At 44.1% G+C, this 23280-nt stretch carries 17 protein-coding genes; 6 read left to right on the forward strand and 11 right to left on the reverse strand.

Annotated elements, in window-relative coordinates; genetic code table 11:
• Positions 1-92: 92 nt before the first annotated feature.
• The 3 genes from M1L62_RS28800 to M1L62_RS28810 all read left to right on the forward strand — a co-directional run bounded on the left by M1L62_RS28800 (position 93) and on the right by M1L62_RS28810 (position 6020).
• Complete coding sequence (locus M1L62_RS28800) at positions 93-2417, forward strand: GH92 family glycosyl hydrolase (protein ID WP_254563104.1); 2325 nt, start codon at positions 93-95, stop codon at positions 2415-2417.
• Positions 2418-2601: 184 nt separating this feature from the next.
• Positions 2602-3750: an FAD-dependent oxidoreductase gene (locus tag M1L62_RS28805; protein WP_254563105.1), complete on the forward strand. Its 1149-nt coding sequence runs from the start codon at positions 2602-2604 to the stop codon at positions 3748-3750.
• 359 nt (positions 3751-4109) lie between these two features.
• Positions 4110-6020 carry a S9 family peptidase gene (locus M1L62_RS28810; RefSeq protein WP_254563106.1) on the forward strand — a complete coding sequence of 637 codons (1911 nt, stop codon included), beginning with the start codon at positions 4110-4112 and terminating at the stop codon, positions 6018-6020.
• A gap of 96 nt (positions 6021-6116) precedes the next feature.
• Here M1L62_RS28810 and M1L62_RS28815 read toward each other — a convergent pair whose 3' ends face one another.
• Both M1L62_RS28815 and M1L62_RS28820 read right to left on the reverse strand, forming a co-directional pair.
• Positions 6117-6857 (reverse strand): class I SAM-dependent methyltransferase, encoded by a 741-nt coding sequence (locus M1L62_RS28815; protein WP_254563107.1) that lies wholly within the window; start codon positions 6855-6857, stop codon positions 6117-6119.
• A 34-nt stretch (positions 6858-6891) separates the two neighbouring features.
• Positions 6892-7764, reverse strand: a complete 873-nt coding sequence (locus tag M1L62_RS28820) for an alpha/beta hydrolase (protein ID WP_254563108.1) — start codon at positions 7762-7764, stop codon at positions 6892-6894.
• A 185-nt stretch (positions 7765-7949) separates the two neighbouring features.
• Between M1L62_RS28820 and M1L62_RS28825 the strand changes: the two genes are divergently transcribed.
• Complete coding sequence (locus tag M1L62_RS28825) at positions 7950-8732, forward strand: polysaccharide deacetylase family protein (RefSeq protein WP_254563109.1); 783 nt, start codon at positions 7950-7952, stop codon at positions 8730-8732.
• 72 nt (positions 8733-8804) lie between these two features.
• The gene (locus M1L62_RS28830) at positions 8805-9821 is read left to right on the forward strand and encodes a threonine aldolase family protein (protein WP_254563110.1); all 1017 of its coding nucleotides are present in this window, start codon (positions 8805-8807) and stop codon (positions 9819-9821) included.
• A gap of 44 nt (positions 9822-9865) precedes the next feature.
• Here the strand turns inward: M1L62_RS28830 and M1L62_RS28835 are convergent, their stop codons facing one another.
• Entirely contained in the window at positions 9866-10306 is a 441-nt protein-coding gene (locus M1L62_RS28835) for a ribosomal maturation YjgA family protein (RefSeq protein WP_254563111.1), read from the reverse strand.
• 41 nt (positions 10307-10347) lie between these two features.
• Here M1L62_RS28835 and M1L62_RS28840 point away from each other — a divergent pair, with 41 nt between their 5' ends.
• A complete protein-coding gene (locus M1L62_RS28840) occupies positions 10348-10938 on the forward strand; it encodes a hypothetical protein (RefSeq protein ID WP_254563112.1) in 591 nt (196 codons plus the stop codon).
• A gap of 82 nt (positions 10939-11020) precedes the next feature.
• Here M1L62_RS28840 and M1L62_RS28845 read toward each other — a convergent pair whose 3' ends face one another.
• The 8 genes from M1L62_RS28845 to M1L62_RS28880 form a co-directional block, all read right to left on the reverse strand.
• On the reverse strand, positions 11021-11785 hold the full coding sequence (locus M1L62_RS28845) for a hypothetical protein (protein WP_254563113.1): 765 nt from the start codon (positions 11783-11785) through the stop codon (positions 11021-11023).
• A gap of 561 nt (positions 11786-12346) precedes the next feature.
• Positions 12347-12907, reverse strand: a complete 561-nt coding sequence (locus M1L62_RS28850) for a TetR/AcrR family transcriptional regulator (protein ID WP_254563114.1) — start codon at positions 12905-12907, stop codon at positions 12347-12349.
• 118 nt (positions 12908-13025) lie between these two features.
• Positions 13026-13976: a DUF4249 domain-containing protein gene (locus M1L62_RS28855; protein ID WP_254563115.1), complete on the reverse strand. Its 951-nt coding sequence runs from the start codon at positions 13974-13976 to the stop codon at positions 13026-13028.
• A gap of 3 nt (positions 13977-13979) precedes the next feature.
• The gene (locus M1L62_RS28860; RefSeq protein ID WP_254563116.1) at positions 13980-16379 is read right to left on the reverse strand and encodes a TonB-dependent receptor; all 2400 of its coding nucleotides are present in this window, start codon (positions 16377-16379) and stop codon (positions 13980-13982) included.
• 239 nt (positions 16380-16618) lie between these two features.
• A complete protein-coding gene (locus M1L62_RS28865; protein ID WP_254563117.1) occupies positions 16619-17017 on the reverse strand; it encodes a hypothetical protein in 399 nt (132 codons plus the stop codon).
• A gap of 83 nt (positions 17018-17100) precedes the next feature.
• Positions 17101-19662, reverse strand: coding sequence for an adenosylcobalamin-dependent ribonucleoside-diphosphate reductase (locus tag M1L62_RS28870; protein ID WP_254563118.1), 2562 nt, complete (start codon positions 19660-19662; stop codon positions 17101-17103).
• Between the two features lie 262 nt (positions 19663-19924).
• On the reverse strand, positions 19925-21892 hold the full coding sequence (locus M1L62_RS28875) for a M3 family metallopeptidase (protein ID WP_254563119.1): 1968 nt from the start codon (positions 21890-21892) through the stop codon (positions 19925-19927).
• A 189-nt stretch (positions 21893-22081) separates the two neighbouring features.
• Positions 22082-22921 (reverse strand): SMP-30/gluconolactonase/LRE family protein, encoded by an 840-nt coding sequence (locus M1L62_RS28880; RefSeq protein WP_254563120.1) that lies wholly within the window; start codon positions 22919-22921, stop codon positions 22082-22084.
• Positions 22922-23280 lie beyond the last annotated feature (359 nt).

Raw genomic sequence — 23280 nt, forward strand, 5'->3', positions numbered from 1 at the left:
AAAGTTAGTTATTAATACAGAAGTTGGTAATTCATCTTTAATAACCAATATTAAAGACCGAATGCCGGCAGTCATAACATTATTCTATTTATATGTCTCTTTTTTTACGTTTTCAAAAATTATCAGGTTGTTTCAGTGCGTTATTGCTGATGATTTTTAACGTTTCCCAGGCTCAGAAATTACCCATTCAATATGTAGAAACGAGAATTGGTACGGCTCCGGCGGCTACACAGAGTGCTAAAATGCATAGCGAAGCGGGCAGTGAATTAAAAGGACAAACCATGCCCGCTGTCGGAACGCCTTACGGGATGACGCAATGGACGCCGCAAACCAGAGCGACCGAGACAAAATGTATAGCGCCCTACTATTATGCGGACACCCGTTTTCAGGGTTTTCGGGGAACACACTGGCTTAATGGCTCCTGTGTTCAGGATTATGGAACGCTTACGGTGATGCCTCTTTCGGGAGAACTTATTGTAGATGCCGAAAAACGTGCTTCCGCATTCCGCCATGAAACAGAGGTGGCGACACCTGCTTATTATAGTTTGCTGCTCGACGATTATAAGATCAATGCCGAAGTGACTTCCCTGGCGCGTTCGGCGATGCTGCGTTTTTCGTATGAAGCAGGAAAGGAGAATTTTATCGTAGTAGAGCCTAATAGCGACGAGGGTGAGGGTTTTGTCGAAGTGTATCCTGAAAGGGGAGAGATCGTCGGCTATAATCCCGTTCACCGTATTTATCAGGGATCAGGCCAGTCGGCGGGATTCAGCGGTTATTTTGTTTTGAAATTTGACACGCCTTTTACGCAATATGGTGTTTGGGAATCTGATACGATTGTGCCCATGGGGAGGACGAGAACCGGAAAAGGAAAACGTGAAAAGCTGGGTGCTTATGTGGGTTTTGGCACCAAACAGCAGTCTGTAATTGTTCAGATCGGCACCTCGTTTACAAGTCTGGAGGGTGCGAGGCATAACCTGAAAAAGGAGCAGGCCGGTAAAAGTTTTGATGCCGTACGCAGAGCAACGGAGAAAAACTGGAACGATGCTCTGGGCAAAATGAAGGTGAAAGGTACTGAAAAAGACAAGGTTTTATTTTACAGTGCTCTCTACCGTTCGAAACTGTCACCAAGATTGTATTCTGATGTAGACGGCCAGTATCCTTCTTTTGCCGGCGGAACCCCGCTTCAAAAAACAGACGGATTTGATTATTACTGTGATTACAGCATGTGGGATACCTTCCGCGCTTCGATGCCGCTGAATGCACTTTTAGAACCTAAAAAATCCGGCGATATGATGCAGTCGCTGGTTAAAAAAGCAGAACAAGGCGGATGGATGCCCATTTTTCCGATCTGGAATCACTATACGGCTGCCATGATCGGCGACCATGTGATGTCGGTGATGGCGGATGCCTATGTTAAAAATGTAAGGAATTTTGATGTGCAAACGGGGTATAAGTATTTGCGCAAAAATGCTTTTGACGTTAACACAGATCAGAAAAGTTATGAAGCCGGCAAAGGACGACGGGGATTAACATCGTATCTGAAATACAATTATGTCCCGTTGGAAGATAGCGTATGGCAGGCATTTCACAAACGGGAGCAGGTTTCACGGACATTGGAATATGCCTATGACGATTTCTGTCTTTTTGTGCTGGCAGAGGAGCTCGGGTTTACCGAGGATGCGGCAGCGCTTAGAAAAAGAGCGATGAATTATCAGTATGTGATTGATCCTTCGACGGGTTATGCACGTGGGAGGTATGCGGATGGCAGCTGGATTAAGCCTTTTGACCCATTTGCAAAACGGTCCAGTTTTATCACTGAGGGCTCGCCTGCGCAATACACCTGGTTTGTTCCACAGGATATTGCCGGCTTTAAAAAGGCCGTTGGCGGGGAGAAATATTTTGTTGCCAAGCTCGATTCGATGTTTGAAAAAGGATATTACTGGCATGGTAACGAACCGAACCACCAGATTCCATACCTGTTTGCATACGCCGGGCAACCGTGGAAAACGCAGAAATGGGTTCGTAAAATCATCAGTGAAGAGTATGATATCACGCCCGGCGGACTGAGTGGTAATGAAGACGGGGGGCAAATGTCGGGATGGCTGGCGTTTAGTATGGCCGGTCTGTATCCGGTAACACCCGGAACACCGTATTATGTTTTGGGAACGCCAGCTTTTGAAGAAGTGGTTTTTGAGCTTTCAAAAAATAAGAAATTTAAAATCAAGGCAAACAACGTATCTGATAAAGGTTTATACATCCAGTCGGCAAAGCTGAATGGCAAACCATTCACAAAAACCTATTTGTCGCATCAGGAAATTACCAATGGAGGCGAGCTGCTGCTGGAAATGGGAGAAACACCCAATGAGAAGTGGGGCAATGCAGCCTCGGATGCACCGCCGTCGTTGACGAAAGAGTAGTCATCTGAGCCATTGTTAAGTCAATGTCTTGCATATGTAGTATTATGCTGTGTTATTATTGTATTAAAGTGAATATTGGTAAAATATAATTTCGATAATTAAGTTTTTTGCGATATTAAATTTGTAATCGAGTAATGGGTTGACTAATTTTCGTTTGAATCGTCGTCCTATTACTCCCTTTCAAATGAATCGTAGAAACTTTTTCCAAAAAGCTGTTCCGGCCAGTCTGGCACTTGGTGCTGTTGCAACATCCTGCGCACCGAAAACACAGTTACAATATCCCGACAAACATTTTCATATCAGTCGCGGTTATCATCAGATTCCTAAATTGCGGCTTTCGATGGACCGTATCGTGAAGGAAACCGTGGGATTGCGTCCTTTCCGCCCGTCAGGTCCGCGTATTGAAACGGAGGCCCTGGGAAATAAAACGATCGTGCATAATTATGGCCACGGTGGCAGCGGGTGGTCATTGTCGTGGGGAACGGGTGACATGGCGAGGAAAATGGTTTTGGCGACCAATGAGAAAAAGATCGCATTGCTGGGCTGTGGGACGGTTGGTATTGCCACCGCGCGATTGTTGCAGGAAAGTGGCTGTGAGGTAACGATATATACGAAGGATGTTCCCCCTAATATCACCAGCAATCTGGCAACGGGTACCTGGTCGCCGGCTTCCCGGGTTTGCGATGTAAAAGTTGCCAAACCAGAATTTAAGGCGATCTGGGAGGACGCAACACGGTTTTCTTTCCGACGTTTTCAGTTCCTTTTAGGGATGAACGATATAGCCTGCTGGGCTGAGGAGTATGGCGTTTTTGAAAAAGAACCTGTATATATCCCCGGAGCCGGCGGTGAAGATTTTGAAATTCATGGTCTAATTCCCGAGCGCGTAAAACTGACCGAAAAAGAGCATCCGTTCAAAGCCGGCCATGTGACCAGACGTTCCAATCTGATGTTCAACATCCCGACGTACCTGAGACACCACTTGAATGATTTTCTCATGTTTGGCGGAAAAGTAAAAATCCAGGAGATCAAAAAACTGGAAGATATTGATGCACTGCCGGAACGTGTGGTTGTCAATTGTATGGGATTAGGCGCCAAACCCGTTTTCAATGATCAGGAATTAACGCCGGTATCCGGGCAGCTTTCGTGCCTGATTCCTCAAAGCGAGGTTAATTACAAATTGTATACCCAGGGCGCAAATTTCATTTCACGTAAAGACGGAATTTATATCGGTAGCAACGGCATCCTGGGAAACTGGGACACAACCCCAAGCAGAGAACAAACCGAAAAAACCGTAGGGATCATTCAAAAACTGATGGAAAACATGAGAGGGTGATTGGCATGACGAATTGAGAATGAAAAATGAAAAATAACGAAACACTCCAACCACCAAAACCCTGAAAGGGTTAATATCTTAGCCCGGGGCAACGCCCCGGGGTTATTAGTGGGATTCGGCCATCAATCGTTCTCCCACACATCCATCATTTCCCCCATCGTCATTCGTCACCCCGGTCAATTGCCTCCTCGCCATCAACCATTCTCCCGCCCATCGTCAATCGTCATCATTCCCCAAAACATCACCCGCACTCACCCCGGTTTTTTGTTTTCCCCCCGCTAACTCCTAAATTCACGTTTTAATTTATTCCCGAAAGGATAACGAATATTTTTCTTTCGACTAAAATCATCAATAAAAACATGAATAAAATTTGGTATGCGGCTGGGTTAGTCCTGATTTCATTCGGGTCGCAAGCTCAGAATTTACTCTCTCCTGAACAGCTTTGGAACCTTGGCCGCGTTTCAGGCCTGGGATTGTCTCTTGATAAGAAAAACGTTATTTATTCGGTAAGCACGCCCAATGCAGAGGAAAATAAAAGTGCCAGAAAGTTGTACAGTATACCTGTTAGCGGTGGTACGGCGGTTGAAATTACAAGTACGGAAGGCGTGTTGGCAAATGATAAAATTTCACCTGACGGCAAACATATCATCAGTAGTGACGCTGTAAAGGTAAAAGATATCATCGGTTCGGATAAGTATCCGGATTTGAAAAAATCCAATGCCTATGTGTTTACATCGCTGAATTACCGTCACTGGGATACCTGGGAGGATGGGAAATTTGATCACGTTTTCGTTGCCCCTTTTACAAACGGAGCTGCGGGTGAAGCAAAGGATATTATGGCTGGTGAAGCATTTGATTGTCCTCAGAAACCTTTCGGCGGAGACGAAGACTTTATCTGGAATCCGGATAGCAAGCGTGTTTTATACGTAACAAAAAAGAAATTCGGTACAGACTACACCGTTAGCACCAACACCGATTTGTACGAATATGATATCGAAAAAGGAACTACCAAAAACCTTACGGAAGAAAATAAAGGTTACGACATAGCGCCTGCTTACAACACAAAAGGCCAGCTTGCATGGCTGCAAATGAAAAGGGATGGTTATGAGGCGGATAAGCAGGATATCATTGTTTCTAACGGAAATGTCAAAATTAACCTGACCGGCCAACGTGACGATATCCATGTAGAAGGGTTCAAGTGGGCGGAAGATGACCGGACCATTTTTTTCTGGGCTCCGATTGACGGAACGATTCAGTTGTTCAGAGTGAATTATCCCGGACTGACGAAAATTGCCGTAACCATTACGCAGATCACAAAAGGAGATTTTGATGTTACCGGCGTGGTTGGACAGGTTGGCAATACGCTGATTGTTTCCAGAAATGACATGAACAATGCGGCGGAGTTATTTACGGTTGACATTACCAACGGAACGATGAAACCGTTGACACATGTCAATGACGATATCAACGCATCACTTGCAAAATGTAAAACGGAACGCAAGTTCGTGACTACGACAGATAACAAGAAAATGCTGGTTTGGGTAGTTTATCCACCAAATTTTGATCCTGCCAAAAAATATCCAACCCTGCTTTATTGCCAGGGAGGTCCGCAGGCACCATTGACACAGTTTTATTCCTACCGCTGGAATTTTCAATTAATGGCTTCCCAGGGATATATTGTCGTTGCACCTAATCGCAGAGGAATGCCGGGGCACGGAACGCAATGGAACGAGCAGGTAAGCAAGGACTGGGGAGGTCAGGTTATTAAAGATTATCTGAGCGCCATTGATGCGGTTTCAAAAGAATCTTATGTCGACAAAAGTCGGCTGGGATGCGTTGGGGCAAGTTTTGGCGGATTTTCAGTATTTGCCTTGGAAGGAGAACACGCAGGTCGTTTCAAAACTTTTGTCTCGCATGACGGTGTTTTTGATTTCAGAAGCATGTACGGCACAACAGACGAAATGTTTTTTGAAAACTGGGAAAAAGGCGGTCCTTACTGGGACAAAAAGAATACGGTTGCGCAGCGGTCATTCAGCCAGTCGCCAAGTAATTTCGTGGACAAATGGAATACACCGATTTTCATAATTCAGGGTGGAAAAGACTACCGCGTGCCGATTGAGCAGGGCTTACAGGCATTTCAGGCGGCACAATTAAAGGGGATCAAAAGTAAGTTATTGTACCTGCCGGATGAAAACCACTGGGTACTCAGCGCGCAAAATGCGTTGGTATGGCAGCGTGAATTTTTCGGTTGGTTAAAAGAGACATTATAGGATTGGTTGGTTCAATCCGGGTTGAGTAAATATGGTAAGTTTTTGATCACCAGGTGTATAACATGCCTGGTGTTTTTTTATAAGCTTATTTTAAACTCAAGTTACCTTCCCAATCCGCAAAAGTGTTGGAAAGCAAACTTCTTTCTTTTCGTCCTCTCGCCAAATGTCTTGCAGTTTTTGCCGTACCTCTTCAACCGGATTAACGCCATTGGCTTTAATATAATGCTGCACGGCAGACCAGGTATTAAGATATCCCGTTAATTCATCCAGCGTCCAGTTAACTTTTTGAGCGAACTCAGGTGCTGGAATTTCGCGGAAGGGAAAAGGAATCGTTTGATATTTTTCGTCGAGGTATTTCCGCTCCTTATCCCAATATTGATCTCCCAGAATATCTTTATAAAAGTGCAGAATCACACGGTCGCAGGCTTCGTCGATCTGCATCAGATTGTAACCGATCACGGCAAGTACGCCGTCCGGCTTTAATGTAGTCCTGACTTTTGCATAAAATTTGTCGAAATCAAACCAGTGGATCGCCTGCGCAACCGTGATCAGATCGAAGGAATTTTCCCGGAAAGGTGCTTCTTCGGCGCTTACAACCTGATAGGTTATGTTGTCTTTTTTTACCGCATTGGCAATCTGATTTTCGCTGATATCCGTGGCATCTACATGTAAAAACGGATCCGCGAGTTTAGCAGCCAGTTGTCCATTCCCCGTCCCACAATCCCATACTGCCGTTTTATCGGGGACCTGAGACAAGATAAAAGCTATTGCTTCGTCCGGATAAGTGGGCCTGAAAACCGAATATTCTTTCGATTGTTTTGAAAAATTATCTTTCATCACTCATTTGTTTTACTCCGTTTTTAATGACAATTTATCTCCGGAAACTCTGGCCCGTAAATTTCAGAACTTCTGGTAAAGCGGTACGCCAATAGGTCCAGGTATGCGCGCCATCCCTCACCCGAAATTCATGTGGAATACCCTTGTCCATCAGACTGGCATGCAACACCATATTTCCTTTCACCAGGGCATCATCGTCACCGCAATCTATATAATAACGAACGGTTTTAAGTTTTTCAGGATTTACGGTTTCAATAATTTTCAGAATGGAGTTTTTGTAGTAAAAATCGGTAAGCCTGGCTTTGCCTTTCAGATTCGGTCCGTAAATCGTGGTATACCGGCTTTCCCATCTTTCATCCGGCATAGCCATCATCTCTTCGTCGGTCCTCACGGCCGCACTGAGCGCGGATGCTGCGGCGAATAAATCCGGATGTTTTGTCGCATAAAGCAAAGTTCCAAAACCGCCCATTGACAGCCCTGCTACCGCTCTGAACTCCTTTTTTGCCCGGGTACGATAGGTGGCATCGATGTATGGAATAAATTCTTCCGTAAAGAAATCTTCGTATCGCCCCTTGTTATCGTACGTATTCATGTACCAGGTCACTTCTGCATCCGGCATTACGATGATCATGGGCGGAGCGTCACCGCTGTTAATGGTTTTATCTGCTATTTCCTGCGCCTGACCAAATTGTGTCCAACCCGTTTCATCGTCGGAGTAACCGTGAAGAAGGTACAAGACCGGATAATTTCTATTGGTTTTATCATAGTCAGCCGGAAGATAAATGTTGTACTTTACTTCTTTTCCAAGCAATTTACTTTTTACTTTCAGGCTTTCCCGGATAACGCCCTGTTGTGCGAAAGCGCTCGTGGAAGTTAACAGAATAAGGAACAGCAATACTTTTTTCATCGGAACGGGCAGAATTAAAGGTTATCGACTTTTACTAAAAGTTGGATTTTTTAAAATACTACCCAAAGATATTGTAGCGGCGGGTCCGGGTTGGTTTTAGTCCGCATTGTTTTTATTAAATTTTACGCAAAAGTTCTTTTTAAGCGGAATATTAAGTTAGTTCGCGGTATGACTACGCGTGATTTATGAACAACAAATTTGTAATGCTGACCTTCGATCTGGAAGAATTTGATATTCCGGAAGAATATGGTCAGAAAGTATCCGATTCGGACCAGATGACCGTCACCAGAACCGGAACCGACAGACTGCTCAGCCTTTTGGATAAACACCAGATCCGTGCGACTTTTTTTACCACAGGAAACTATGCGCAGCTCAACCCTGAATTAATCAAATCGATTTCACAAAAACATGAAATAGCTTCCCACTCGTTGTATCATTCGCCGTTTCATGCATTTGAAGAAAAAGATATTCTGGAATCAAAACGGATTCTGGAAGGTATTACTTTGCAAAAGGTTACGGGGTTCAGGATGCCCCGGTTAAAACCGTTTAATGCAGCCGTATTGGCGGACTGGGGATTTGAGTACGACTCGTCCATCAACCCGACTTATCTGCCGGGGCGGTATAATTTGTTACACAAAAGCCCGCTTCCGTATACAGAAAACGGTCTGCTGGAATTGCCTTGTTCAACAACACCGTTGATCCGTTTTCCTTTGTTCTGGCTTGCATTCAAAAACCTGCCGATCGGTTTGTACGCTTATCTATGCCGCGTCACCCTGAGGAAACGCAAAAACCTGATGCTCTATTTTCACCCCTGGGAATTTGCAGAAATTGCCGGTTATCAATTGCCAGGTTATGTGAAAGGCCCTGATGGTGAAGTGCTGGTGAATAAACTCGATAGGCTGATTGTAAATTTGTTAAAACAAAAAGCAAGATTCGTGACCTGTCAGGAATTTTGTAAAACGTTATAGTCTGAGCTCGTTCAGTAGTTTTGTTGCGATAGAGTTCAAATTGTCCAGTGATTTTGAAAAAATGGAATATAAATGTTAATAGATCTTCGTAGTGATACGGTAACACGGCCGACCAAAGCCATGCAGGAAGCCATGTGGTCCGCGCCGGTGGGGGACGATGTCATGGGCGACGACCCGACTGTCAATGCTTTACAGGAAAAATCGGCGGCATTGTTTGGTATGGAAGCTGCTTTATTTTGTGCGTCAGGAACGATGACCAACCAGCTGGCAATTCGTGTGCACACGCAGCCCGGAAGTGATGTGATCTGTGATAAAAATTCGCATATCTATCTTTACGAAGGAGGCGGGATCATGCTGAATTCATTTTCATCAGTGAAATTGCTCGATGGTGACCGCGGCAGGATCAATGCCGAACAGGTTGCTGATGCGATAAGCCCGGAAGGAGATATTCATGCGACCATAAGCCGGATGGTTTCTCTGGAAAATACGATGAACAAAGGCGGAGGCTGTTATTATGATTTTGAGGAGATAAAAGCGATTCGTGCGGTATGTGATCAAAATGATCTCGTTTTGCATCTCGACGGTGCGCGTCTTTTTAACGCTCTGGTGGAGACTGGCGAAACGCCTCAACAATTTGGAAAGGTTTTTGACAGCATCAGTATTTGTTTGTCCAAAGGGCTGGGATGTCCCGTGGGCTCATTATTGTTGGGGACAAAAGAAATGATTACCAAAGCCAAACGTTTCCGTAAGGTTATGGGAGGAGGCTGGCGACAGGCGGGTTTTTTGGCCGCGGCAGGCATTTATGCGCTTGATCATCAGGTTGACCGTTTAAAGGAAGACCATGTGGGAGCCCGTGCGATTGCCGAAATTTTCAGGCAAAAACCGGAGGTAGAGGACATTTATCCGGTGGATACCAACATTGTTATTATTCGGGTCGCTTCGCATATTTCAGCGCCGGAATATGTCCGTACTTTGGCTGAATCGGGAATTCAGGCAGTAACTTTTGGGAAAAACCTGGTCCGTTTTGTTACGCACCACGACTTTTCAGATGACCATCTTACAGAAATGCGTAAGCGATTATTAAGATAGAAATCGAGCGGGCAGGTCATTGCTGAAAATAGAACGATCTGTCTTTATCTATTTTTTAACAGCAGTTTTTCCAAAAACAGACCTACGCCAATACCGATGGAGTAAGCCAGAATATCACTCCACAGGAAGCCATAACCCAGTACAAGCGCGCCTGGTGTGGTTGCCCGAATGGCATCAATCCATGGCGCATGGTATAACTGGCTGATCTCGATCAGATAACAAAATACTGCCGAATACAGCGTAGTACGCAGTGTTGAATGTTTGTTAAAAAGAAATCCGGCAATAAGGAAAATCATTAACGCCCACAGTGCATCGCCAAGATATAAATTAACTAACTTCGGAAATTGATCAGCCATTTTTCTGGATGTTAATCCAAGCGCAATGGTCAGTATCGTGAGGAAAAAATAGGTAATTCTGTTACGTCCACTGGTTTTGGCATCAGGACGAAGCAAATTTTTTTCTTTTGAAAAAGTGTCTTTTTGCATTCTTTACCGTCAATAGTACATCACATAAAAAAACACAAGTTATGAAGAATTACATGTTATCCCTGACAACTGCTTTTTGCCTGTTATTTTTAACACATGTTTCATTCGCACAGGATATGTCTGTGGAAGGCCTGCTCGACAAGGCGGTTGCACTTTCCCAAAAAGGAGACGATGCTGGTACGGCTGAGGCGTTAACAAAAGGAACTGCGGCTCTGGAAAGTGAAGCAAAGGGATCGACAGGCACATTGAAAGACAAATTGTTAAGCAAAGCGGGCGATCTTAAATCGCTCATTCCTTTGGCTTCCGGTGGAAAATTACAATCGGGGATTTTGGGAAAAGCGGTGAGCGCAGTTAAAATGCTTGTTGGTGCTAACAGGATCAGCAGCTTATTAGGAAAAGGCGAATCCGGCCTGCTTGGCAATGCATCTAGTTTAACGAGCAATTTGGGATTAATCAAAGCGGGTTCATCAATCCTGGGTTCGGATTCACAAAGCAAGCTTGGTGGGTTACTCGGCGAGGCTACAAAAGCTGTGGGAGGACTTGACAAAAAAGGCATGGCCGGAAAGCTGGCTGCAACAGCTTCCAGCAAATCTCTGGGAAGTATTGTAAGCCTTGTTGGCTCTGCTATTTAGGATCAGTAAATTACGGTTCAATAAATATATTTTTAAGCCACTTCCGTTTGGGAGTGGCTTTTTTAATGTGAGCAAAAGCAGATTATTGGCGCAGGTCAAAAGCGATTCCTTTGATTGCCCTTTCGCCTTTGATATCCTGAACGGGCGCCTCAATGTGATAAATGCTGAGTGTTTTTCTTTCTTTATCCTTCTTAAAAGCAAAAGTTAGAGCCTCATTTTTGTCATTACTTAATGTGATGCTGTTGGATATCGGATAAATTTCTCCCATACAATCACCGCTGTAACAAATCGTGTAACGGGTAAAGTTTTCAAGACCTTTAACTGCTCCGTCTGCACTGAAAACAACCTTTTGCGGTGCGATTTTACCCGAACTGAACAGATTATATTCTCCTGCGATTATTTGTTGATTTAGTGAATGTATAAAGTCTGTATCACCTTTGGCCGCTTTAAATTGTGAATTTTTGGTAGCGCCGTTCCATGCACTATCGATTAATGTGATGGTATGATCGTCGTTCAGCGTAAATACCATATCCTTATCTTTGAGCGCTTTTACAAGCAAATATTTGTCTCCACTCTTTTTATAAGCAAGTTTGGCCTGCTCAAAACCATACAAAATATCCACACTATCAGCATCCGAAAAATTCATTTCATAACAATAAACAGGGATTAATCCGGGTATTGAATCGGATACGCTGCCAAGAAAAGTCTCATTGATATATCGTCCCGTAATTTTGGTGTTTTCATTATCATTGTTCTGGCTACATCCGGCGGCAACCATTGAAAAGAGAAACAATGAAAACAGGGATTCAGGTATTTTTGTGAAAGGTGTTATTGGTGTTTTTTTCATAACGATTTATTTAAATAGTGGGGTTACGGTCAGAATTGTAAATATACGTAAACCCTTAAAGCACAGTCAATAAAAAAGCTATTGGTATGGAGGCGACAAATGGCTGAATTTGAGTCTTGTTAACAAAAAAAGGACGTTACCAGCTTTTTTGGCTGGCAACATCCGTGTTATGATGATGAAGTGTTAAGGTTTTATACAGACCGGAATCTAGTTGTATCTGATTCGGAGTGTTATAATGATTCAGTTTACTGGTGTAATATGCAATTGTTATAAGTCCGATTTATAACACTATCGAAAAAACTGTGCCTTATGAATTACCGTAAACTTGTGCAGGAGAAATTTTGACCAAAAGAAAAGGAAAGGGGTAAAGTGAATATACAGAATAGGATTATTGTTCGGTATTTATATTGCTTATAATCAATATATTATAATATTATCCGATTTTAGGGAGATTATCTTATCTGGTTTTTTAGAAAGTGTCTGACGACGAGAGTTACTATGAGGTGCTTTGACCTCAATCTGGAAATTGTTGTAGAAAAATGTAGTTGAGGGGAAATGATCTTATTTGATGTATTTCAATTTAAAAAGATCAGAAACGGCTTGTTGTGCTTTTTCGACCGGCCATTGACTTTTAAATAGCTGACTTTCCGTGATAGCACTTTCGAAAAGCATGTAAACAATGTCGGAGATATCATTTTTTTGATCTTCAAGAATATCGGCAAAAAATTGTCTCAGCTCCTGTTTGTGCGTTTGTATAGAGGCGAGAAGTACGAAGTTGTCAGGTTGTATCTCGGATAATAAATTGAGGAAGCTGCACCCGCGAAAATTTTCATTCTCATTGATGTGCGTAAGGAAATCAAAGGCCGCGAGAATCTTTTTACGGGGTTTCTTTTCTGCGTCTGTAAATAGTCTGAGCTGCGTAAACCACAGATCGTGACGGGCATTCAGATATTCGATGCCCAGCTCTTCCTTGGATTTGAAATGCAAATACAAACTGGCTTTGGCAACGCCGGCCTCGCTGATAATCTGATTAATTCCTGTTGCATTGTAGCCCTGTGCATGAAACAGACGCAGCGCGGTGTCCAGAATCCTTTCTCTTGGTACAATCGGATGGTGTTTCATAAGTAAATCGGATTAATTAAACATACAGATCAGTCTATTTACGGAAATGTTGAGGATAATATAGAATGGAAGTTATAAAGCAAATAGCGATAATAAAAGTGTTTTGACAGATTTCTGATCAGGGCCGGTAAATCAGCTGCTTGTTGTTATAGGCTGCAAAACAACCGAGTCCGCCTTCGATATTATTAAAAACAAGAACCGGCTCAGCGAAAGGGTTGTCGGTACGGTCATTTAGCCTGAGTGACTGATGGTAATCGTAATACGATTTTTCGGTGTTGTTCACTTCCATCACGAGCGCGATTAATTTGAGTTTCTGTTTTGCATAATACTTGGTGCCGTCGCTCGAAGTATACAACAGCGATGAAGGCAGAAATCCCCTTCCCAACGGCGAGGTGAACGAAGTTCCATCCAGATTTACGTCATTCTGAAAATCACTTCTGCCGCTGTTGTCGTCCCAGTTGATACTGAACCGGTTTCGAACCCGTTTTTCCTCAAAGTTATCCGGATTGGTACCTTCCAGAATAGAATATTCAACATCCATATTGGCCCGCACACGGTAGTAGTTGCTTTCTCCGGGAATATCCTGCCAGATCATTTTTACCGTCAGGGCTGTGTCCGGGCCATTGCGCCGGCTCAGATAAGCAGTGTCCAGTACGTAAGATTTTATGGTGACCTGATTGGCCGGGACGGTGCACGTGGAAGTCACCGAGCGTTTTCCATCCGAAACAGACAGCTTGTATGTTTCCGATGCAACGATCGGAAATTTGGTTTTTTCTATGGTGTAAAGCTGGCTGGTTGAATCATAAAGTAATGTTACTTCTTTACCTCCCCCCGACATTTTCACGACAGCATTTTTGATAACCGAAGTGCTTGAACTCGATTCGCCAAACAAAGGAATCGACTCGGTGACAACCACGTTGATACGGGTCGCCTGGGGGGAAATAAACGACTGGACGACAAGCTTTGACGTCGTTTCGGGTAGGTCGTCGGGCGAGATTTCCGTGATCAGGGTATCACAGGAAAACAGCCCGGTCAGCACTATCAGCAGAATAAAAATCTTTGCTTTCATATCTTAAAACTTGAAATTATAACTTACGGAAGGTAATACCGGGAACAGGGAGTAACGTTTCAGCGTGCTTTTGGTGTTGCCATTAGCCAGTTTCTCTTCCGAAATGTCGTAGAAAAACGGATTTCTGCGATTGTAGGCATTGTAGAGCCCAAATTCCCAGGTCCGTTCGTGTCGTTTCTTTTTTCGGTGCAGCTGTACCGCCAGATCCAGCCTGTGAAAGGGCTCCGCACGAAAACTGTTTTTCTCGCCATACTCATTGACCCGGTCGCCATTCCAGGTTATGGTAGATTTTCCACCCGAAGAAAAGCGGCTGAAAAAATTGTCTGTGACGCCGGTGAAACTGGCCATTGGTAAGGTGAGCGCATTGCCCGTACCATAAACCCAGGTGGCAGAAAGCGTGATGCGTTTGCTCAGCTCATAAATCCCAACCACGGATAAGTCGTGCCGGCGATCATAACGGGGGTAAAATGTCTTGCCAAAATTGAGCTCAGGAAATTGCCATTTGGTCCAGGAAAGCGTATACCCAACCCACCCCGAAAACCGCCCGGTTTTTTTGTGCACCAGAAATTCTGCTCCGTATGACCAGCCTTTCCCGGCCGTTACGTTGTCTTCCCAGCTTAGCTCATTGGCGTTTTCACCATTAATACTCAAAAATGACGCACCTTCCTTGTAATTAAGAATGTGGTTCATTTTCTTGTAATAACCTTCCAGTGTCAAGGTCAGCACGGGTTTTTCAAGATCTTTTGCCAGACCAATCGCAACCTGCTGCGACTGCTGTGGTGCGACGCGATCTGTGGTCGGTACCCACAAATCTGTCGGCAGGCCAAGCCCGGTGTTCGATAACAAATGGACATACTGGTTCATTTGGGCATACGATGCCTTGAATGAAAAATCCTGAGCCAGGCGCAAGGCTGCCGAGAAACGAGGTTCCGGCCTGATGTATGTTTTTGAGGCAGTCTGGAAGGAACTTATCCTTAACCCAGCATTCATTTTCAGCGCATCGGCCGCCTGCCAGGTATCTTCAATATAAATCCCGCTTTCGAGTGTATTGACCGGCTTAACCGACCTTTCTATGGATTCGTCAATGAAAGAACCCTGAATAGCAAGGGCGGAGGGAATAAAGCGGTGAAACGTGGCCTGGGCTCCGAATTTTACAGCATGTTTGGGTGAGGGATAAAAATCCAGATCTGTTTTGATGCCCCAGTCGCGGATTTTGGATGTGTAACGCAGGCTGAATTCATCCTGAACACTGCCATCTGTGTTGAGGTCTTTGCTATAATTGGAGACTCCGAAATTGAAATTGCTGTAAATGAACGAGGTATTGACAAATAGCTTCTGATTTAGCAAATGATTCCATCGGAGCGTTGCCGTTTTGTTTCCCCAGTCGAGGCCTGCGCGGGATTCGTCATTGTTGCCGGTTTCATTGGCGTAAAACTTGTCGTGGCCAAAATATCCGCTTAAATACACCTTGTCTCTCGCGCCCAGATCGTAATTGATTTTTGCATTGAGATCGTAAAAGTAATAGCCGGGTTTTACCTGTTCATCCGCGCCGCGCTGGTTTCGGGCGATCAGCGGAGCCGCCAGGATGTCAATATAAGTGCGTCTCCCTGATATTAAAAATGATGATTTTCCTTTGGAAATAGGCCCTTCAAGCGTCAGTCTTGATGAAATAACGCCAATACCTCCTTCGCCGTGTAAGGCATCTTTACTTCCTTCTTTCATATTCATTTCTAACACAGAGGATAACCGTCCGCCATATCTTGCCGGAAACCCGCCCTTGGTGAGTTCCACACTTTTGAGCGCATCACTGTTAAAAATGGAGAAAAAGCCGAAAAGGTGGTTCGCATTGTACACCACAGCATCGTCCAGAATGATGAGGTTCTGGTCCGGGCCACCGCCGCGCACATACAACCCCGTTTGCCCTTCTGTGCCTTTTTGCACTCCCGGCATCAGCTGTAAAACTTTCAGGACATCCTTTTCGCCAAAAAAGGCAGGTATTTTCTTGATCTGCTGAATGGGGATCTCAATCTGGCTCATCTGCGCTGAACGGCTGACATAGTCCTCCTGCCGGCGGGAGGAAACCACTACTTCGTCCAACTGATTGATGGTCGTCAGTAAAATGTTGAGTTCCGCATTTTTCCTCAGACTGATCTTTCGCTCCGTCTTCTCGTAACCTACAAAAGAGTAAACGATCAAAGCAGAATCTGCAACGGGAAGTGTCAGTGAATAGAAGCCATAGGTATTGGTAACTGTGCCATAAGGCGTATCGGGAATGTACACATTCACACCCGGAAGCTGCTCCTGGCTGCCCTGTTCTTTGACAAAGCCGCTGATGGTTATACGTTCCTGCGCGCTAACTGTAAGTGTGTATAATATGAAAAATAGGGTAAAAATTATACGCATAGTTAGCGAGCTGGTTGACTTTTGTAACGTCCTATTGCTGAATATAGTATAAAAATTTCATAGCTAAATATAAGCCTTGAAGAAAGTCGTTTTTGGTATTATGCGGAGGTGTTCCGGTGAGGAAAAGGTATTCCGAAGGCAGGAGATTTTGGCAGAAGTAAAGGTTCTGAGTGTATTTTAAGCAAGTTATCCGCACGGACTTGAACGGAGAGGACAAGTCCATGCGGATTGTATTTTATTCATAAATAGCTCTTACCAGGCACGGATTCCCGTTTTGTGAAAAGTTCCTGATAGGCAGGCTCGTATATCTCTGAAATAATGTAAGTACCGCTGGTTTGCCATTTCCCGTCAATCCATTGTCCGGACTCATCCAATTGTTTTTCTATGGTTTGCGACTGTATCAATGCCTTGCCCCAGATCAGCCACTTCCCGTTGATACTCTGGACTAAAAATACGCGTACAGGGTCCAGGTGAAATATTCTTGCGCTGTCTTTTTTATAGAAATGGAAAACTTTCCCTTTCACATCATCCAGTGTTACCGGCGTTTTCAAGTGTTTTTCAAGGTTGAGTATGTCGGCTGGAAACCCCTGTTCTGCTGTGATTTGTAGTGTATCGTTAATTTCGATAAAACTTCCCATTATTATTTCGAATCAAATTGTAAAACTGTGATTGAATTTGTCATCCCAAAACGGTCAAATTTTTGAGTGCTTTTTTTGCTAAGTTAAGAGATGGTTTCAATACTTTCTTTTTTTAATTTCTTGGTTTTGCCACTCAGTGGCTGACTCATTTTGCAGTTATCCCGATATAAAGCACATGCTTTGGTCCCTAGCTGCCAACTGAGAAAATAGCTTTCTTTCACTTCTTCCATTGTTGCCTCGTGGGGCAGATTAACCGTTTTTGAAATTGCACCACTGACAAAAGGCTGCGCTGCGGCCATCATGCGGATATGTCCATGTGCATGTATATACCGCGTTCCTTTGCTGCCACATTTGTTAGCACAGTCAAAAATTGGCAAATGTTCAGCTTTCAGGTATGGAGCTCCTTCGAGTGTCATTGTTCCACATGCGTGATCGTTGGCTAAATCAATCTCCATCTCTTTAAAACCTAATTTTTCCAGTAAATTGAAATCTTTGTCAAAATATTCGTTTGGCGAAAAACCAAGTCTTTTCATGCAATCTTCACCAAGTGTATAAGCGTTAAATGCAAAACCGATTTCAAATGCGGAAGTCACTGCCTTGCCCAGCGTTATTAAATCAGTTTTGTTAAATCCTTTATCTAACAAAGTGGTATGGTTGATGAATGGAGCATCGGAAAGGCTGCCATAGCCTTTGGTATAATTTATGATAGAATTAATTTCATGTTTGGCGTAACCTAAGTTTTTTAATGCCGAGGGTATAGACTGATTAATAATTTTGAAGTAACCGCCAGTCGATAATTTTTTGAATTTAACCAAAGCAAAATCAGGTTCTATGCCCGTTGTGTCACAATCCATTACAAGGCCAATGGTGCCGGTTGGCGCAATAACGGAAACCTGTGCATTACGGTAACCATATTTTTCTCCCATAGCAAGGGCTGCATCCCAGGCATTGGTGGCGGCTGATAAGAGATAATCCGGGCAATGTTCCGGATTGATGCCCATCGGAAGTATTTCCAGATTTTCGTAGGCAGTTCCTGCGTTATATGCTGCCGCACGGTGATTTCGTATGACCCTTAGCATTGCTGATTTATTTGCATAATATTTTGCGAACGGCCCCAGGTGCCTAGCCATCTCCGCAGATGTTTTGTAAGCGATGCCACTCATGATGGCGGTAATGGAAGCGGTGATGGAACGTCCCTTTTCACTGTCGTAAGCAATCCCGTTCACCATAAGCAATGAACCCAGATTGGCGTACCCCAAACCAAGCGTACGGTAATCAAAACTCAATTGGGCTACTTTTGAAGACGGGTATTGTCCCATTAAGACGGATATTTCTAACACAATCGTCCATAGCCGCGACATGTATTCGAAGCCTTTTACATCAAATTTACCTGTTTCCTCATCATGGAAATGTAGTAAATTAAGTGACGCAAGGTTGCAGGCGGTATTATCCAGAAACATAAATTCGCTGCATGAATTTGATCCCCTTATCGGTCCGCCATTCGGACAGGTATGCCACTCATTGATTGTCGTGTTGAATTGTATTCCGGGATCTGCACAATGCCAGGCAGCGTAGGCAATTTTGTCCCAGATATCTTTTGCCGGAAGGCTGTTCATGATCCGCCCGTCGGTTCTGGCAGTAAGGTCCCAATTCTGGTTGTTTAATAATCTGTTAAAAAATTCATTGGGTATCCTGACAGAGTTATTTGAGCTTTGGCCAGACACTGTTTTATAGGCCTCACCATTGTAATCCGCTGGATAACCCGCCGCTATCAACACAGCCGCCTTTTGTTCCTCTTTAACCTTCCAGTCTATAAAGTCCAACACCTCAGGGTGATCTATATCAAGACAAACCATTTTGGCTGCCCTGCGGGTGGTACCGCCGCTTTTAATTGCTTCAACTGCGCGGTCGCCGATTTTTAAAAAACTCAGTAAGCCACTTGTATTCCCGCCTCCGTTTATTGTTTCGCCTTTGGCTCTTATATTGGAGTAATTGGTGCCTACACCGCCGCCGTATTTAAAAAGCCTGGCCTCTTTTATCCAGAGATCCATGATGCCACCTTCATTGACAAGGTCATCGTCAACGCTCAAAATGAAACAAGCGTGTGGCTGAGGATGCTCATATGCGTTTTGAGATTTTTCCAGTTTTTCTGTACCAGGATCAACAAAAAAATGGCCTTGCGGTTCTCCGGTTATCCCGTAGCTTTGATACAGGCCGGTGTTATACCATTGTGGGGAATTGGGAACACAGCATTGTTTAAGTATACTGTAAACTATTTCGTCGTAAAAAATCTGTGCATCTTTTTTACCTGCAAAATAATGGTGTTTCAAACCCCAGAAACGCCAGCAATCAGCCAGTCGGTGTGCTACCTGCCGGATGGATGTTTCACCTCCCAGTGTACCATTGGGTTGCGGTACTCCCGTCTTTCTAAAATATTGTTGAGCGAGAATATCCGTTGCAATTTGTGACCAATGACAAGGAACCTCTACATCACGCATTTCAAATATCAATTCTCCATTTGGATTGCGTATCACTGATCTTCTGCGTTCGTAATCAAATAAATCAAAGACACTGGCGTCATCAACGGTGTAGTAACGTTCAAAAGATAGTCCGGTGGTTTTTGAGGTGCGGTCAGTTGTGTTCATACGGTGGGCTTCTAAAACGTGAGTAATGAAATAATAATAACTGAACTATGTTCATTCACAAATCTAGAAAATCGCCAACTGTCAATCGCGTAGAAATATATCTACTTTAATTGTAGATATTGCTCTTGCTTATACCTTGCTGATAGGAGATATTTTGCAATATAAGTGCATGGTTTTGAGTGAAGAATGTTGTCTTATAAAAACTAAAGGTATCCACGATTAAGTGAATACCTTTAGTTTACGAGACAGGGAAATTGAAGAACTAAACAGCCTTATCCAGTCCCCGATTTTCAAGCAGGTATTTGACTTCCGGTTCTCTTCCGCGGAAGGCCTTGTATAAGGTCATAGGTTCTTCGGTTCCGCCTTTGGCCAGAATGTTTTTTCGGAAAGATGCTGCGGTTGACGGGTCAAAAATATCACCGGTTTCTTTGAACGCTGCAAAACCATCGCTGTCCAGTACCTCCGACCAGATATAACTGTAATAGCCGGCAGAGTACCCGCCGGAGAAAATATGCTGGAAGTAAGTGCTTCTGTATCTTGGCGGAATTTGACTGATCAATCCCAAATCTACCATTTGCTGTTTTTCAAAAGTGGTAGTGTCGATCGGCTGACCGGCTTCTACGGTGTGGAAACTCATATCCAGAAAGGATGCCGCCAGATATTCAACGGTCCCAAATCCCTGATTGAATTTTGAGGCATTTTTCATTTTTTCAACCAGATCGGCAGGGATTACCTCACCGGTTTCATAATGTCTGGCATAAAGTGCTAATACCTCAGGCTCGAAGGCCCAATGTTCCATGATCTGCGAAGGCAGCTCTACAAAATCCCGGGGGACAGAAGTTCCTGACAACGTTTCATATTTTACATTTGACAACAAGCCATGCAGCGCATGTCCGAATTCGTGGAAAAGTGTTTCCACCTCATCCGGCGTTAGCAATACCGGTTCATTTCCCGTCGGTTTTGCAAAATTACAAACATTGGAAACGATCGGAGAAATGGCCTTTCCATCTTTTTGCGATTGCTTGCGATAGGATGTCATCCAGGCTCCGCCACGTTTGGAGGTGCGTGCGTGGAAATCCATGTAAAAAATTCCGGTATGTGTTCCATCCGCTTCTTTTACCTCATAGCCCGTCACATCAGGATGATATTTGGGGATCGCTGTGACTTCGGTAAATGTCAAACCATACAGTTTTTGCGCGACAGCAAAAATACCGTCACGCACATTTTCAAGCTTGAAATACGGACGAAGTTGCTCCGCGTCGTAATTGTATTTTTCCTTGCGAACCTTGTCCGCATAAAATGACCAGTCCCAGGCTTCGAGCACACCGCCTGTTGCTTCTTTATCCATAACTTTCTGCATTTCGCCGGCCTCAAATTTGGCTACCGGTAACGCAGCTTTCCAAAGCCGGTTGAGCAGATCATAAGCCTGATCAGGTGTTTTGGCCATGCTTTCCTCTAAAATAAAACCGGCGTGGGTCTGATAACCCAGCAATTGTGCTCTTTCGGCCCGTAACGTGGCAATACGTGCGACAATTTCTTTATTGTCCCGCTCGTCGCCATGATTGCAGCGGTTGATATAGGCCGTAAATATTTTTTCGCGTAACAGTCTGTTCTCGGCATATTGTAAAAATGGCATCACACTCGGGTTATGGAGTGTAAACCGCCATGAACCTTCCTTCCCGGCTTCCTTCGCAGATTGCACAGCGGCGGCTTTGAAAGAAGGGGATAACCCCGATAAATCGGCTTCGTTGTCGACAATAAGTTCAAACAGATTTGTTTCGGCCAGCAGGTTTTGTCCAAACTGTACGGTCAGCAACGAAAGTTCTTTATTGATCTCCCGCATTTTAATCTGCTGCTCTGCGTCAAGATTTGCGCCGCTTCTGACAAAGGCTTTATATGTTTTTTCCAATAAACGACTTTGTTCCGGAGTAAGATTTAAAGTGCTCTGGATGTCATTCAGTTTTTTTATTTTTTCAAACAAAACGGCGTTCAAATAGATATCATCACCATGACCTGAGAGTTTTGGCGCAATGATTTGTGAAATTTTTTCGATTTCAGGTGAGGTATTGGCTGACACCAGATTGAAAAATACCGCACAAACTTTTGTCAAAAGCTCACCGCTTGTCTCCAGAGCTTCCACCGTATTTTCAAAGGTAGGAGCGGAAGTGGCCGTACAAATTTGAGCAATGACATTTTCCTGCTGTTTCATACCCTCCTCGAAAGCGGGCATAAAATGCTCCGCTTGAACCTTATCAAAAGGCGGAACCTGAAAAGGTGTTGTATATGCTGAAAAAAAAGGATTGGTATCGGTTGATGTTGAGACGTTTTCTTGCGCTGTGGAAATCATATCGGATAATAAGTGAGGTCTGTAACTGGGATCGTTTCAAATATTGTTCAGCGAAATGTACTGATCAATATTTTACTTAACACCTTTTACCCGCATTTTTATTCCATAAACCGCAGTTTCGGACGTTATAAAAAGTAAATCACGGTTTTTCCCACCGAAACACAGGTTGGCCGTCCAGCCTTTGCTGATGGGGAAATGAGCGATTTTCTCACCCGTTTTATCAAAAACAGTTACGCCGTCGCCAGTCAGATATAAATTCCCCTCGTTGTCGAGAATCATGCCATCGGAGCCTTTGGATACGAAAAGTATTTTATTGGTCAGCGAGCCATCTTTGGCTATGTCATACAGATAAGTCTTATTGGCGCCGATGTCTGCCACATAGAGTTTTTTGCCGTCAGCCGTGCCGATGATCCCGTTTGGTTTTTTGAGCTTATCATCCACACGCACCAGCGCTTTGCTGCCGGGACTAAGATAATATACATGCTCGCCGTCCTGCTGCATTTTTGGGTCACGTTTCCAATAATCTCTTGGATATAGCGGGTCGGTCAGGTACATGCCGCCTTTGGGATCTATCCACAGGTCATTCGGGCCATTCAGCAGTTTTCCGTCGTATTCCTTTACCAAAACAGTCGGATTGCCTTTTTTGTCAAAGGACCAGACCTGGTTATCTTCATCGGAACAAGCAACAAGGTTTCCCTTTTTGTCAAAATACATGCCGTTCGCCCGACCCGCTTTGTCGGAAAAAGTGCTGAACTGGCTAGTTTCGGCATCCCAGCGAATGATTTTGTTGTTGGGTTGATCTGTGAAAAAAACATTTCCCTTTGCATCAGCGACAGGTCCTTCCGTGAATTTATACCCTTCACCCAGTTTTTCAACCTGAGCTCCCGGCGCAGCAATTGAGTTTTTGTCCATGATTTGTGCAGAAAGAATAATTGGAAAAAAGAGAGATAAGGCCGCGGTTGTTATTGAATTGAATAAAGTGGATTGTTTCATACGGGAATGGAAGTTGGATTTTAATCGCCAGTTATGTTGGATACACAGATAAGGAAAAGATCGGCGAAATTTAACGATGCAGGAAGCAGTTTGTTGCAATTTTGTGTTACCCTTTCAGGGTTTGGGATCGGCCGGATTCTTGATTTTCTATCACACTGTCATCTCTTTGGGATTGGAATGGCTCCTGCGACGGCGTTATTGTGGATTATGGTTATCGCCGGGTCCTTGTTGAAAAAAGCCCGATTATTGCAATTTTGTGTCACCCTTTCAGGGTTTGG

It is taken from the genome of Dyadobacter diqingensis (assembly GCF_024220585.1).
Lineage (GTDB): Bacteria > Bacteroidota > Bacteroidia > Cytophagales > Spirosomataceae > Dyadobacter > Dyadobacter diqingensis.

What these genes read in the sequence shown, in the direction of transcription:
- M1L62_RS28800 (WP_254563104.1), top strand. Translation starts at nt 93, where the DNA reads ATGTCTCTTTTTTTACGTTTTCAAAAATTATCAGGTTGTTTCAGTGCG.
- M1L62_RS28805 (WP_254563105.1), top strand. Translation starts at nt 2,602, where the DNA reads ATGAATCGTAGAAACTTTTTCCAAAAAGCTGTTCCGGCCAGTCTGGCA.
- M1L62_RS28810 (WP_254563106.1), top strand. Translation starts at nt 4,110, where the DNA reads ATGAATAAAATTTGGTATGCGGCTGGGTTAGTCCTGATTTCATTCGGG.
- M1L62_RS28815 (WP_254563107.1), bottom strand. Translation starts at nt 6,857, where the DNA reads ATGAAAGATAATTTTTCAAAACAATCGAAAGAATATTCGGTTTTCAGG.
- M1L62_RS28820 (WP_254563108.1), bottom strand. Translation starts at nt 7,764, where the DNA reads ATGAAAAAAGTATTGCTGTTCCTTATTCTGTTAACTTCCACGAGCGCT.
- M1L62_RS28825 (WP_254563109.1), top strand. Translation starts at nt 7,950, where the DNA reads ATGAACAACAAATTTGTAATGCTGACCTTCGATCTGGAAGAATTTGAT.
- M1L62_RS28830 (WP_254563110.1), top strand. Translation starts at nt 8,805, where the DNA reads ATGTTAATAGATCTTCGTAGTGATACGGTAACACGGCCGACCAAAGCC.
- M1L62_RS28835 (WP_254563111.1), bottom strand. Translation starts at nt 10,306, where the DNA reads ATGCAAAAAGACACTTTTTCAAAAGAAAAAAATTTGCTTCGTCCTGAT.
- M1L62_RS28840 (WP_254563112.1), top strand. Translation starts at nt 10,348, where the DNA reads ATGAAGAATTACATGTTATCCCTGACAACTGCTTTTTGCCTGTTATTT.
- M1L62_RS28845 (WP_254563113.1), bottom strand. Translation starts at nt 11,785, where the DNA reads ATGAAAAAAACACCAATAACACCTTTCACAAAAATACCTGAATCCCTG.
- M1L62_RS28850 (WP_254563114.1), bottom strand. Translation starts at nt 12,907, where the DNA reads ATGAAACACCATCCGATTGTACCAAGAGAAAGGATTCTGGACACCGCG.
- M1L62_RS28855 (WP_254563115.1), bottom strand. Translation starts at nt 13,976, where the DNA reads ATGAAAGCAAAGATTTTTATTCTGCTGATAGTGCTGACCGGGCTGTTT.
- M1L62_RS28860 (WP_254563116.1), bottom strand. Translation starts at nt 16,379, where the DNA reads ATGCGTATAATTTTTACCCTATTTTTCATATTATACACACTTACAGTT.
- M1L62_RS28865 (WP_254563117.1), bottom strand. Translation starts at nt 17,017, where the DNA reads ATGGGAAGTTTTATCGAAATTAACGATACACTACAAATCACAGCAGAA.
- M1L62_RS28870 (WP_254563118.1), bottom strand. Translation starts at nt 19,662, where the DNA reads ATGAACACAACTGACCGCACCTCAAAAACCACCGGACTATCTTTTGAA.
- M1L62_RS28875 (WP_254563119.1), bottom strand. Translation starts at nt 21,892, where the DNA reads ATGCCCGCTTTCGAGGAGGGTATGAAACAGCAGGAAAATGTCATTGCT.
- M1L62_RS28880 (WP_254563120.1), bottom strand. Translation starts at nt 22,921, where the DNA reads ATGGACAAAAACTCAATTGCTGCGCCGGGAGCTCAGGTTGAAAAACTG.